Origin of the sequence: Micromonospora sp. NBC_00821 (assembly GCF_036347035.1) — a bacterium.
Classification (GTDB): domain Bacteria; phylum Actinomycetota; class Actinomycetes; order Mycobacteriales; family Micromonosporaceae; genus Micromonospora; species Micromonospora hortensis.
Window position 1 is genome coordinate 1138335 of the sequence record NZ_CP108880.1, and the last position, 11558, is coordinate 1149892.

An 11558-nucleotide genomic window follows, 5' to 3' on the forward strand; every position below is an offset into this window, starting at 1 on the left:
CGACGCGTGGGGTGGTGGCGATGACAGACGGAACACGCCCGCCCACACCGGTACCGTCCGCCGAGCCGGGTGCGCTGCGGCCGGCGCTCGGCCTGCTCCACCGGTGGTGGCCGGTCGGCGCGGTCGCCGCCCTGCTCGCCGGCGCCGCGCTGGCGTCCGCTCACTCGTCGATCGGGGCCAGTCGCATCCCGCCGGCCGCGGACAACGTTCCCTGGGTTCCCGAGTACCCGACGGTTGAGCCATCGCCGTCCATCCCGATCGAGCCCCGCGACGCCGGCGAGGCCACCCAGGCGCACATCCCGCAGTGGGTCGGCACTGTGGCGGTGGTCCTGCTCGGGCTGGCCATCCTCGCCGCGCTCGGCTACCTCAGCTGGGTCCTGATCCGGGGCGCGCTGCGTCGTACCACCCGGGCACTACCCGCGCAGCGGGCCCGCCGTACCGCCGAGGGCACCGCCCGCGAGGTGGTAGCCGCCCTCGACGCCGGCCTGGAGGAACTCGACGACCAGGACACCGACCCCCGGGTGGCGGTGATCGCCTGCTGGGTGCGCCTGGAGGAGACCGCCGCCGCCGCCGGTGTGCCGAGGCTCGCCGGAGACACCCCCACCGACCTGGTCAGCCGGCTGTTGCAGGGTGACCCGGCCGCGGGCGTGCCGGCCATCGCCAGCACCGACGTGCTCGCCGAGTTCGCGCACGTCTACCGGGAGGCCCGGTACGCCACCCACCCGGTCGGCGAACGCACCCGGGACCAGGCCCGCGCCGCGCTCGGCCGACTGCGCGGAGAGCTCACCGCGGCGGTGACCTCATGAGCAGCACCAGCATCGACGATCTGCTCGCATTCGAGGAGGAGGCCGCACCGGCCGGTCCGCAGGCACGCCCGTCCCGATGGCGTCCGGTGCTGCGCTCGCTCGCGTGGGCCGCCGCGGTGGTAGCGGTCCTGCTGGTCGGCCTCCGCGCGGTGGGCCTCCAGGTCTCGCTGCCCGTACTGATCGCCGGGGTGCTCGCCGTGCTGGCGGTCCGCCGGGTCACCGCCCTGCTGGCGCCGCCACCCCCGCAACCGCCGGCTCGCCAGGCCGGCGCGGGCGAAGAGGACGGCAGCTACAACTGGGACGCCAGGGACGCGCTGCGTGGCGCGATCAACCAGTGGGAACGGCCCCTGGACTGGTCCTCGAACAGACCCGAACGTTTCACCGAGGTGGTTCTGCCCCGGATCGGTGAACTGGCCGACGAGCGGATGCGGCTCAAACACGGCGTCACCCGTGAGTCGGATCCCGCCCGCGCTCGCGTCCTGCTGGGTGACCGCCTGTGGACGTTCCTGGAGACCCCGCCTCGCCGCACCCCGTCGCCGCGCGACCTCGCGGTGATCGTCGCCGAACTGGAGAGTATTTGATGAACGACGTGGACCGGAGCATTGCCCCCGCCGAGGTCGGGCACCTGGCTCGGGCGGTCCTGGACGCGGTCGGCACCGTCGTGGTCGGCAAACGGGACGCGTTGGAGCTGGTCCTCGCCGGCATCCTCGCGGGCGGGCACGTGCTCCTGGAGGACCTGCCAGGGCTCGGTAAGACACTCACCGCCCGCTCGTTCGCCCAGGCCCTCGGGTTGGACTTCCGTCGGTTGCAGTTCACCCCCGACCTGCTCCCCGCCGACGTCACCGGTTCCTTCCTCTACGACCAGCGCAACGGCGACTTCACCTTCCGGGCCGGCCCGGTCTTCACCAACCTGCTCCTCGCCGACGAGATCAACCGCACGCCGCCGAAGACCCAGTCCGCGCTGCTGGAGGCGATGCAGGAGAAGCAGGTCTCGGTCGAGGGTGTGACCTACAAGCTCGACGAGCCGTTCCACGTGCTGGCCACCGCCAACCCCATCGAGTACGAGGGCACCTACCCGCTGCCGGAGGCGCAGCTGGACCGGTTCCTGCTGCGGGTCTCGTTCGGTTACCCGCAGCACGAAGAGGAGTGGGAGGTGCTGCGCCGTCGGATGAGCCGTCGCCGGGAGGAGGCGGACATCAAGGCGGTGGTCGACGCGGCGACGCTGCGGGCCATGCAGGCCGCCCTGGAGGACGTGGTGGTGGAGGACTCCATCGGCCGCTACATCGTGTCGCTCACCGCGGCCACCCGGGAGCACCCGTCGGTGCTGGTCGGCGCCTCACCTCGTGGTTCGCTGGCGCTGCTGCTGCTGGCCCGGGTCCGCGCGGTGTTCGGCGGCCGTGACTACGTGGTGCCGGAGGACGTCAAGTCGGTGGCGGCGCCCGCCCTGGCCCACCGGATCACCCTGCGCCCGGAGATGTGGTTGCGCCGGGTCGACCCGGCGTTCGTGGTGGGCGAGGTGCTGGAGGCGACTCCCGCCCCGGCCAGTGGCGCGCTGCCCAGCTATGCCGCCGGCGGGCCCCGGCACTGATGACCGGACCGACAGTGCCGACGGCCACCGAAGCGGAACCGGCCGCCGGCTGGGCGCCCACCCCGGCGCTCGGCCGCGCGGTGCTGCTCGCCGGCCTGCTGCTGGTGGCCGGGGTGCTGCTGGGCCGGGTGGACCTCATCGTGCTCGCCGCCCCGTTCGCCCTGGGCACCGCGTACGCGCTGCGTCGACGGCCCACGGCGCTGCCCCAGGTGTGGATCACCCAGGGCGACGGTGGGCCGCTGGTCGAGGGCGGCGACGTGGCGGCGGCGGTGAGCGTCGGCAACCCGGACACTGTCGACTACGACCTGGTGGTGATGCGTACCCGCGTGTCGCCGTGGCTGCGGATCGTCCGGGCCGGCTTCGCCAGTGACGGGGCCGTCGACGCCGGGGAGCCGAGCGCCACACCGGAAACCGGTGCGACGGCGCAGGGCAACGGCCGGCGTCGATCCGTCGCGGACCGGCCGTTCGTGACCTCGGTGCCGATCGGCGCCGCGGTCGACCTGGAGCTGGCCGGCAAGGCAGTGCGCTGGGGCCGGCACCCGGTCGGCCCCGCCGGTGCCCGAGTCGCCACTGCCGGTGGTCTGCTGGTCTCCCGGGCGGTGATCACCGAGCCGGTACGGGTGCGGGTGTACCCCCGTACCGAGCCGTTCGAGGCGGTCGAGGCGATGCCCCGCGCCGCCGGCCTGGTCGGGGCGCACCACTCCCGTCGACCCGGAGAGGGCGGCGAGCTTGCCGGCGTACGCGTCTTCGCCCCCGGGGACCGGCTGCGCCGGATCGACTGGCGGGTCTCGTTGCGGGCCCGGCAGCTGCACGTGGCCGCCACCCTTTCCGACCGGGACGCGGAGGTGGTGGTGCTGCTCGACGTGCTCGCCGAGGCGGGCCGCTCCGGTGGGGTGGGCGGCGCCGCCTCGGTGCTGGACACCACCGTCCGGGCCACCGCCGCGATCGCCGAGCACTACCTGCACCGTGGTGATCGGGTCTCGCTGCTGGAGTACGGGCCGGCTGCCCGCCGGCTCCGGCCGGCCGCCGGACGGCGGCAGTACCTGACCGTCCTGGAGTGGTTGCTCGACGTCCGGGTCCACGCGTCCGCGCACGAGCCGTACGACCAGGTCTTCGGCCCGCAGTTGCTCTCCTCGGACGCGTTGGTGGTGGTGCTCACCCCGCTGCTGGACGAACGGTCGGCGCAAATGCTCGCCCGGTTGGCCCGCGGTGGGCGGTTCGTGGTGGCTGTCGACACGCTGCCGACCGACCTGGCGTCGCCGAAGGACCGGGGTTGGGCCGAGGTGGCGTACCGGCTGTGGCGCCTGGATCGGGAGATCATGATCGGGCAGCTCCGGGAGCACGGCGTGCCGGTGGTGCGCTGGGCGGGTGCCGGCAGCCTGGACCAGGTGTTGCGGGACGTGGCCCGGTTGGCGACGGCCCCAAGGGTGGGTGGCCGGTGAGCGCGAGGAGTGAGCTTGCGAGCCCCGCAGTCGCGAACGGAAGGCGGGCCCGGTGAGCGCTCTGGTGGAGCGGGTTCGGGCGGCGCAGTACGCCGTCGCTCGCGTCAGCGTGGCCCCGCTGCTGGTCCGGGCCGGGATCTTCGTCATCGTGTTTGCCGGGTTCGTCCTGGCGTTCCCCGCGGAGGTGCTGTCCGGCCGGCCGATCTTCTTCCTGGCGGTGGCCGCCCTGTTGCCCGCAATCGGGCCGCGCAAGGTCTGGACGACCTTCACCGCGTTGGTAACTGTCGGCGGGTGGCTGCTCGCCACCGACGGGTACGGCCGTCCGGTCGCCCTCTGGCGGCTGCTCGCCGTCGCGGCCCTGCTCTACCTGGGTCACACCCTCTGCGCGCTGGCCGCGCTGTTGCCCTATGACGCGATGGTGGACCCCGAGTTGATCACCCGGTGGTTGGTGCGGTCGGCCGCCGTGCTGTTGGGTTCCGCAGTGCTCGGCGTGCTGTTGTTGCAGGCGACGGGGACGGGTGGGGGTGCCGGATACCAGTGGGTGACAGTGCTGGGGCTGCTGGTGGCGGTGGGGATGGCAGTGTTGCTGGGCTGGCTGCTGCGGCGTCGGTGACCCCTGCGACCTGAGGGTTACGCAGGTCACATGGGTTGTGCTCCGTCACAGATGGGGGCCGCGAGCGGGATTACCTGAGCCGGCCGGGGAAAGATAGACAACGTGAATCCGAAGCGGATCCTTGTGGTTGGTGCCGGGCACGTCGGTCTGTACGCGGCCCTGCGCCTGTCGAAGAAGCTCAGCTCCCGTGAGGCTGAGGTCATGGTGGTTGACCCCCAACCCCACATGACCTATCAGCCGTTCCTGCCGGAGGCGGCGGCGGGCAACATCTCCCCGCGGCACTCCGTGGTGCCGCTGCGGCGGGAGTTGCGCCGGTGCAAGATGGTGGCCGGCACGGTCACGCGGATCGAGCACGAGCGCAAGGTGGCCACCGTGCAGCCGATCAGCGGCCCGGCCCGGGAGATCACCTACGACCACGTGATCGTGGCCCCGGGTTCGGTCTCCCGCACCCTGCCGATCCCTGGTCTGCACGAGCAGGGCATCGGGTTCAAGACCATCGGCGAGGCGATCTACCTGCGCAACCACGTGCTGGATCGGCTCGACGTGGCGGCCGCCACGCCGGATCCGGACGTCCGCCGTTCGGCGCTGACCTTCACCTTCGTCGGCGGTGGGTACGCCGGCATCGAGGCGCTCGCCGAGATGGAGGACATGGCTCGCGACGCCCTGCGTTACTACCCGGAGCTCAAGCAGGACGAGGTCCGTTGGGTGCTGGTCGAGGCCACCCAGCGGGTGCTGCCCGAGGTCGACCGGGACATGGGCGCCTACACCGTGCAGCAGCTGATGAAGCGCAACATGGACATCCGGCTGGACACCCGGCTCGAGTCCTGCGTCGACGGGGTGGTCAAGCTCTCCGACGGTGACAGCTTCCGCTCGGACACGATCGTCTGGACGGCTGGCGTGAAGCCGTCGCCGATGCTGGACTCGACCGACTTCCCGCGTGACGACCGTCGTCGGATCACCTGCCTGCCCACGCTCCAGGTGGTCGACGGTGACCAGGTGCTCGAGGGCGCCTGGAGCGCGGGCGACTGCGCCGCCGTGCCGGACCTGACCAAGGAGCCGGGCAACTTCTGCTCGCCGAGCGCTCAGCACGCGGTGCGCCAGGCCGCCCGGATGGCCGACAACATCACGGCCGTGATCCGGGGCCGCGAGCCGGTGAACTACAAGCACAAGCACGTCGGCAGCGTGGCGAGCCTCGGCCTGCACAAGGGCGTGGCCCAGGTGTACGGGATCAAGATGACCGGTTGGCCGGCGTGGGTGATGCACCGGACGTACCACATGAGCCGGATCCCGTCGTTCAACCGCAAGGTCCGCGTGGTGGTGGACTGGTCGTTGGCGTTCTTCCTCAAGCGCGAGGTGGTCGCCCTGGGTCAGCTGCACGATCCGCGCGAGGAGTTCGTCGAGGCCTCCCAGCCGGTCGGCGCGCCCCGCGTCTGACTAGGAAGCGACGCCAAACCCCGTCGATCTCGCACTTCCGGATGCCGTAATGCGCCTTCTGGCGCGTCTTGTCCGGACAGGAAGTGCAAGATCGGCGGGGTTTCTGGTGGTCTAGACCCGCCACGTCCAGGCGTCGGCGATGCGGGTGGGTGGGCCGTAGAGCTGCTCCAGGGTGGCGCGCAGGCTTTCCGCGTGGGGGGCGTCGTCGGTGAGCGCCACGCAGGAGGCGCCCCAGAAGTCGGCGTCGCGGACGGCCTGTCGGCGCTGCTCGTCGCCGATGGCCGGTTGGTCGCCGCGCCGGGCGACATCCGCCAGTAGCGCGGAGGTGGGCTGCTTGAACGTGCCCATCGCCGCGGTGCCGCCCCTCCCGTACGGACCGATGAAGAAGCCTTCCGGCAGCCCGAAACCGGCGTCCGCTGCGGTCGCCCAGCGCATCGGCCAGGGCTCCTTCGGGGTGGGCAGTGGCACCGGGACCAGCACCCCGCCCGGCGGTACGCACTGCCGCCAGTGGCCGCCGGTGATGAATTCCGGCACGGGGGGTCGTCCGGCGGTCGGCAGTGGGGTCGGGAAGATCGGCAGCAGCGCCACGCCGACGGCCAGGGGCACCAGCCGCCGCGCCCGACCGGAGCTGCGCACTGCCCTGTCGACAGCGAGCACCAGCAGCGTCGCGACGATCGGCAGCAACGCCAGCGCGAACCGCATCGGCAACGCCCCGTCCACCACCGGGAGCCCTCCGATCAGGGCGTACGGGCCGGGGATCGCCGTCCTGGTGCCGCCGAGCACCACCTCTGGGCCGAGGGAGAGCGCCCCCATCACCAGGCCCGCCACGACGCAGGCGAAGACCAGCCGGCGTCGCCCGGCCCAGATCGCGCAGACCGCGGTGACCAGCAGCAGTGGCCAGCCGAGGAACGTGTTGTACTCGGCGGGGCCGGTGGTCAGCCGGGCGGATTCGTCGCTGCCGGCCACCGACAGTGGTGAGAGCCTCCACCAACTGCTCAGGTCGGCGGAGAAGTAGGCCGGGGTGAACATCCCGTCGGCGACTCCCTGCGGCCCGGCGAACTGGAACCACAGCGGATAGCCGAGCACCAGCAGGGCGAGCCCGGCGGCGATCGCCAACCCGCCGGCGAACCCGGGGAGTGCCCGGCGGGCCAGGTCCCGGTCCGCCACGGCGTAGCTGATCGCCATCACCAGCAGCGCGATCGCGGTGAGGAAGAGCACCTCCTCGCCGATGAAGACCTGTGCGCTGACCGCGCCGGTCAGCCCCGCCGCGGAGGTGAACAGTCGACGACGGTTCGGCCCGGTGGCTCGGCTACGGCCGGCCTCGTCGGGGGTGGCGGGCCCAGGGTCGGCCGCCCGGAGCAGCCGGACCACCAGCCAGATGATCACCGGCACGAGCCACTGGGCGGTCATGTGCAGGTGGCTGTTTGTCTGCGACACCATCCCGGGTCCGAATCCGCACAGCCCTCCGCCGAGTGCGGCGGCTACCCGGCGGACGCGCAGCGTCCGGTGGAACAGCAGGTACCAGGCGAGTGCGGTGCCGGCGAGGTTGCCGGCGGCGAGCAGCGCGAAGGTGACCGGTGCTCCCAGCAGCAGGGTGACCGGCGCGAAGAGGACGCCGAGGGCGATCACGGTGGTGTTGGCCATCAGGTTCACACCGTCGGGCGCGTTGAGCCGGTCGGTGAGCAGGTCGAAGTCGCCGAGCAGCGCGCGGGCGTCCACCGCCAGGAACCACTCGTAGAGGGCCTGGTCCTCCGGGTTGAGCGCCAGGATCCGGCCGCCCGGGTCGGGCCACAGCCCGTGGGTGAGCCAGCCGGCCAGCGCCGCGAAGACCAGAGCGGCCAGCAGGTCCGCCCGGTGGCGGCGGGCGGCGGCCAGCAGCCGGGTGGCCCGGGGTCGGCGGTTGACCTGATCGGCGAGGCGGAATGCCTGCTCAGGTGCGGCGTCGGGGGCCATGGGGGCTGCGCTGCTCACGGCATCGACCCTAATGTGGCCGGGCCGGCGGGGTACGCCGGGTCGCCGCAGACCGGCTACGGTGACATTGCACCAGGCGTGTCGGCGCGCCGGTGCCACTCGCCCGGGTGGTGGAAAGGCAGACACGGCCGCCTTAAAAGCGGCTGCCGCAAGGCGTGCGGGTTCGACCCCCGCCCCGGGCACCGGTCGACTCACACATTCTCATTCGTGATCTCCAGGACTTGGCTCTGCCGTTTACTCTTGGAGGGCACGTTCACGTGCAAACGACCCCCTGAGGGAGGCCAGACAGTGAAGACCTCGAACCCGGTGCTCGCCCGGCTCGGCCAAGCGGCCGAGCGGGAGCGCTCCGCCGGGTACGCCCCGGCCGGGCCGTACGGACAGCCCGGCATTCCCCAGCAGTACCCGTCCCAGGCCGATTACCCGGCCGCGCCGCCGACCGTGGCGCCGATGACCGTCGACGACGTGGTCGTCAAGACGGTCGCTCTGCTCGGCATTCTCGGCATCACCGCCGCGGCCGCCTGGGTGCTCGTGCCCGACGCGCTGGTCGGTACCGCCTGGATCGGCGCGGCGGTGGTCGGCCTGGTCCTCGGCTTGATCATCTCGTTCTCCCGGATGGCCAACCCGGCGCTCGTGATCGCGTACGCGGTCGTCGAGGGTGTCTTCGTCGGCATGGTCAGCAAGGCGTTCGAGACGCGCTTCGACGGCATCGTGCTCCAGGCCGCCGCAGCCAGCTTCGGCATCTTCTTCCTGATGGCGATGCTCTACCGGGCGAAGGTCATCCGGGCCACCCCGGCCTTCGTCAAGGGCATGATCGCGGTGATGGTCGGCCTGTTCGCGGTCATGATGATCAACCTGGTGCTGGCGCTGTTCGGCGTCAACACCGGCCTGCGCGACGGCAGCCCGCTCGCCATCGGCTTCAGCCTGGTCTGCATCGTGGTCGCCTCGCTGAGCTTCGTGCTCAGCTTCAAGGAGATCGAGGACGGCGTCCGGATGGGCCTGCCGCAGCGCTACTCCTGGGTGGCCGCCTTCGGCATCCTGGTCAGCCTGGTCTGGCTCTACATCGAGATCCTGCGCCTGCTGAGCTACTTCCAGGGCGACGACTGACCTCGTCCGCACTGCCGACCGGCGCCCGTCCCCACTCCGGTGGGGGCGGGCGCCGTCGTCCGCGCCGTTTGCCCGCCGCCGCCGGTCCGCCCGGGGCAGAGTGACTTCGGGGGGTAGGGCGAAGGAGGCGGCGGTGCGCAGCAACAACCCGGTGCTCAACCGGCTGGACGAGACCGGCCGGGTGGAGGCCCGGGTGCTCGGCGCCCGTGACGTCGAGCCGATGACAGTCGACGACGTGGTCGTCCGTACCGTCGGGTTGCTGCTGGTGACCGGCGCGACCGCGGCGGTGTCCTGGGCGGTGATCCCCGACGCGGTGTGGCTGGGCGCCGCGTTGGCCGGCAGCGCCCTCGCCTCGATCGCGCTGGTCCTGGTCATCTCGTTGCGAGCGATCACCAACCCGGTGCCGATCGTCGGGTACGCCATTCTCCAGGGGCTGCTGCTGGGGGTGGCGAGCCGCACCTTCGAGCAGGTCTATCCGGGCATCGTGGTGCAGGCGGTGGCCGGCACCTTCGGCGTCTTCCTCGGCATGGCGGCGCTCTACCGGGCCCGGGTGATCCGGGCGACGCCTCGACTGGCCCGCCTGGTGATCGGCACCCTGCTCGGCATCGCCGTGCTCAGCGTGGTCAACCTGGTGTCGTACCTGATCACCGGGCGACCGGGCCTGGCGGTCTACAGCGTCAGTGGGGAGGTCGGCTGGCTGCCGTACGCCTTCTCGGTGGTGGCCATCATCGCGGGGGCGTTCAGCTTCATCCTCGACTTCGATCTCGTCGAGCGTTCGGTCCGCGACGGCCGAGCCCGTCGGTACGCGTGGCTGAGCGCGTTCGGCCTGCTCACCGGGTTGGTCTTTCTCTACTGGCAGTTGCTGCGGCTGCTCAGTTACCTGCGCCGCTGACCGGCCCGACCCGGCGTGGTCGGTGCCGGCCGTAGACTCGGCGGCGATGAGCGCAGCGGAGTTGGACAAGGCCGTGCAGTTGCTGGTCCGTCAGATCGCGCACTGGCAGCAGCCCCGGTGGGCGGCGGTCGCGACCACCGGCAACGTGTCCCGCGCCGACCTGGTGCACCGCCTGGTGCAGGAGGTCGCCAACCTGGCCGCCGACGCCGAGGGGGAGCCCCGTCGGGTGGTGCCCCGGCTCGACAACGACCTGGCCCTACCCGATCAGTTGCGGGTCGTCGCGGCGGACCTGCTGGCCGCCGACCCGGGGGCCGAGGCGCTGGCCCGGGCCGCCGCCGAGGTGACGGCGACCCGCAGCGCGCTCTGAGGGCAGCTCAGCTGAGCCGTTCCAGCACCATGGCCATGCCCTGGCCACCGCCCACGCACATGGTCTCCAGACCGATGGTCTTGTCGTGCCACTCCAGCGCGTTGAGCAGGGTGCCGGTGATCCGGGCGCCGGTCATGCCGAACGGGTGGCCGACCGCGATGGCCCCGCCCATCACGTTCAGCTTCTCCTCCGGGATGCCCAACTCGCGGTAGGAGGGGATGACCTGCGCGGCGAACGCCTCGTTGATCTCGACGAGGTCGACGTCGTCGATGGTCATGCCAGCTCGGCGCAGCGCCTGCCGGGACGCCTCGACCGGCCCGAGACCCATGATCTCCGGTGACAGGGCTGTCACACCGGTCGAGACGATCCGGGCCAGCGGGGTGAGCCCAAGCTCCTCCGCTCGCTGGGCGCTCATCACCACAACGGCGGCGGCGCCGTCGTTGAGTGGGCAGCAGTTGCCGGCGGTGATGCGACCGTCCGGGCGGAACACCGGCTTCAGGCCGGAGACCGCGTCGAGGGTGACGCCGGCCCGGGGCCCGTCGTCGGTGCTCACCACGGTGCCGTTCGGCGTGGTGACCGGGGTGATCTCCCGGGCCCAGAAACCGCCGGCGATGGCCTTCTCGGCGAGGTTCTGGCTGCGTACGCCGAACTCGTCCATGTCGGCGCGGCTGACGTCGTACACCTGGGCCAGGTTCTCGGCGGTCTGCCCCATGGTCAGGTAGATGTCGGGCAGCTCGCCGGCCTCACGCGGGTCGGTCCACACCTCGGCGCCGCCCTGCGCGCGGCGCTTCGAGCGCTCACCGGCCGTCCCGAAGCGGGGGTTCTCCCAGCCGCCGCCGACCAGGGCCTGCGCCTCGGGCGGCAGCCCGTCGGAGCTGCCCCGGGCGTAGCGGGAGACCATCTCCACGCCGGCGGAGACGAACACGTCGCCCTCGCCGGCCCGGATCGCGTGCATCGCCATCCGGGTGGTCTGCAACGAGGAGGCGCAGTAGCGGGTCAGCGTGGCGCCGGGGACAGTGTCCAGACCGAGGAGGGTGGACACCACCCGTGCCATGTTGAAGCCCTGCTCGCCACCGGGCAGGCCGCACCCGAGGTAGAGGTCGTCGATCGTGGTCGGATCCAGCGCGGGGACCTTGTCCAGCGCGGTCTGGACGATGGTCGCGGCGAGGTCGTCGGAGCGGACGTCGCGCAGGGACCCCTTGTGCGCCCGGCCGATGGGGGAGCGGGCGGTGGCGACGATGACGGCGTCGCGGGACGACTCAATCGGCATGGACCAACGTTAACCCGCCGGTAACATGGCGCGGAAGAAGCCGGCGCGGCGGGAAATGTCACCCTGGCCGG

General features: G+C 72.0%; 11 protein-coding genes and 1 tRNA gene. 10 read left to right on the forward strand and 2 right to left on the reverse strand.

Features of this window, described 5'->3' with window-relative positions; genetic code table 11:
- Window positions 1–20: 20 nt before the first annotated feature.
- From OHB44_RS05415 to OHB44_RS05440, 6 genes are all read left to right on the forward strand, one after another.
- Entirely contained in the window at window positions 21–806 is a 786-nt protein-coding gene (locus OHB44_RS05415; RefSeq protein WP_238683167.1) for a DUF4129 domain-containing protein, read from the forward strand.
- Entirely contained in the window at window positions 803–1387 is a 585-nt protein-coding gene (locus tag OHB44_RS05420; protein ID WP_238683168.1) for a hypothetical protein, read from the forward strand. Before OHB44_RS05415 ends, OHB44_RS05420 begins: the two co-directional genes overlap by 4 nt.
- Complete coding sequence (locus OHB44_RS05425) at window positions 1387–2394, forward strand: AAA family ATPase (RefSeq protein ID WP_091394243.1); 1008 nt, start codon at window positions 1387–1389, stop codon at window positions 2392–2394. Before OHB44_RS05420 ends, OHB44_RS05425 begins: the two co-directional genes overlap by 1 nt.
- A complete protein-coding gene (locus OHB44_RS05430; RefSeq protein ID WP_266303660.1) occupies window positions 2394–3836 on the forward strand; it encodes a DUF58 domain-containing protein in 1443 nt (480 codons plus the stop codon). Before OHB44_RS05425 ends, OHB44_RS05430 begins: the two co-directional genes overlap by 1 nt.
- A 52-nt stretch (window positions 3837–3888) precedes the next feature.
- Window positions 3889–4449, forward strand: a complete 561-nt coding sequence (locus OHB44_RS05435) for a hypothetical protein (RefSeq protein ID WP_266303659.1) — start codon at window positions 3889–3891, stop codon at window positions 4447–4449.
- A gap of 102 nt (window positions 4450–4551) precedes the next feature.
- On the forward strand, window positions 4552–5883 hold the full coding sequence (locus OHB44_RS05440; protein WP_238683171.1) for an NAD(P)/FAD-dependent oxidoreductase: 1332 nt from the start codon (window positions 4552–4554) through the stop codon (window positions 5881–5883).
- A 111-nt stretch (window positions 5884–5994) separates the two neighbouring features.
- Here the strand turns inward: OHB44_RS05440 and OHB44_RS05445 are convergent, their stop codons facing one another.
- Window positions 5995–7854, reverse strand: a complete 1860-nt coding sequence (locus OHB44_RS05445) for a hypothetical protein (protein WP_330439765.1) — start codon at window positions 7852–7854, stop codon at window positions 5995–5997.
- A gap of 101 nt (window positions 7855–7955) precedes the next feature.
- Here OHB44_RS05445 and OHB44_RS05450 point away from each other — a divergent pair.
- The 4 genes from OHB44_RS05450 to OHB44_RS05465 all read left to right on the forward strand — a co-directional run bounded on the left by OHB44_RS05450 (window position 7956) and on the right by OHB44_RS05465 (window position 10217).
- Window positions 7956–8036, forward strand: a tRNA-Leu gene (locus OHB44_RS05450).
- A gap of 106 nt (window positions 8037–8142) precedes the next feature.
- Complete coding sequence (locus tag OHB44_RS05455) at window positions 8143–8958, forward strand: Bax inhibitor-1/YccA family protein (RefSeq protein ID WP_238683173.1); 816 nt, start codon at window positions 8143–8145, stop codon at window positions 8956–8958.
- Between the two features lie 133 nt (window positions 8959–9091).
- On the forward strand, window positions 9092–9850 hold the full coding sequence (locus tag OHB44_RS05460) for a Bax inhibitor-1/YccA family protein (protein WP_238683174.1): 759 nt from the start codon (window positions 9092–9094) through the stop codon (window positions 9848–9850).
- Window positions 9851–9896: 46 nt separating this feature from the next.
- On the forward strand, window positions 9897–10217 hold the full coding sequence (locus tag OHB44_RS05465; RefSeq protein WP_238683175.1) for a hypothetical protein: 321 nt from the start codon (window positions 9897–9899) through the stop codon (window positions 10215–10217).
- A 7-nt stretch (window positions 10218–10224) separates the two neighbouring features.
- On the opposite strand, the gene OHB44_RS05470 is transcribed toward OHB44_RS05465, so the two are convergent.
- Window positions 10225–11487 carry an acetyl-CoA C-acetyltransferase gene (locus OHB44_RS05470; protein ID WP_330439766.1) on the reverse strand — a complete coding sequence of 421 codons (1263 nt, stop codon included), beginning with the start codon at window positions 11485–11487 and terminating at the stop codon, window positions 10225–10227.
- Window positions 11488–11558: the final 71 nt, after the last annotated feature.

Excerpts from the sequence above, each read along its gene's own strand:
- OHB44_RS05415 (WP_238683167.1), top strand. The coding sequence starts at position 21 with ATGACAGACGGAACACGCCCGCCCACACCGGTACCGTCCGCCGAGCCG.
- OHB44_RS05420 (WP_238683168.1), top strand. The coding sequence starts at position 803 with ATGAGCAGCACCAGCATCGACGATCTGCTCGCATTCGAGGAGGAGGCC.
- OHB44_RS05425 (WP_091394243.1), top strand. The coding sequence starts at position 1,387 with ATGAACGACGTGGACCGGAGCATTGCCCCCGCCGAGGTCGGGCACCTG.
- OHB44_RS05430 (WP_266303660.1), top strand. The coding sequence starts at position 2,394 with ATGACCGGACCGACAGTGCCGACGGCCACCGAAGCGGAACCGGCCGCC.
- OHB44_RS05465 (WP_238683175.1), top strand. The coding sequence starts at position 9,897 with ATGAGCGCAGCGGAGTTGGACAAGGCCGTGCAGTTGCTGGTCCGTCAG.
- OHB44_RS05470 (WP_330439766.1), bottom strand. The coding sequence starts at position 11,487 with ATGCCGATTGAGTCGTCCCGCGACGCCGTCATCGTCGCCACCGCCCGC.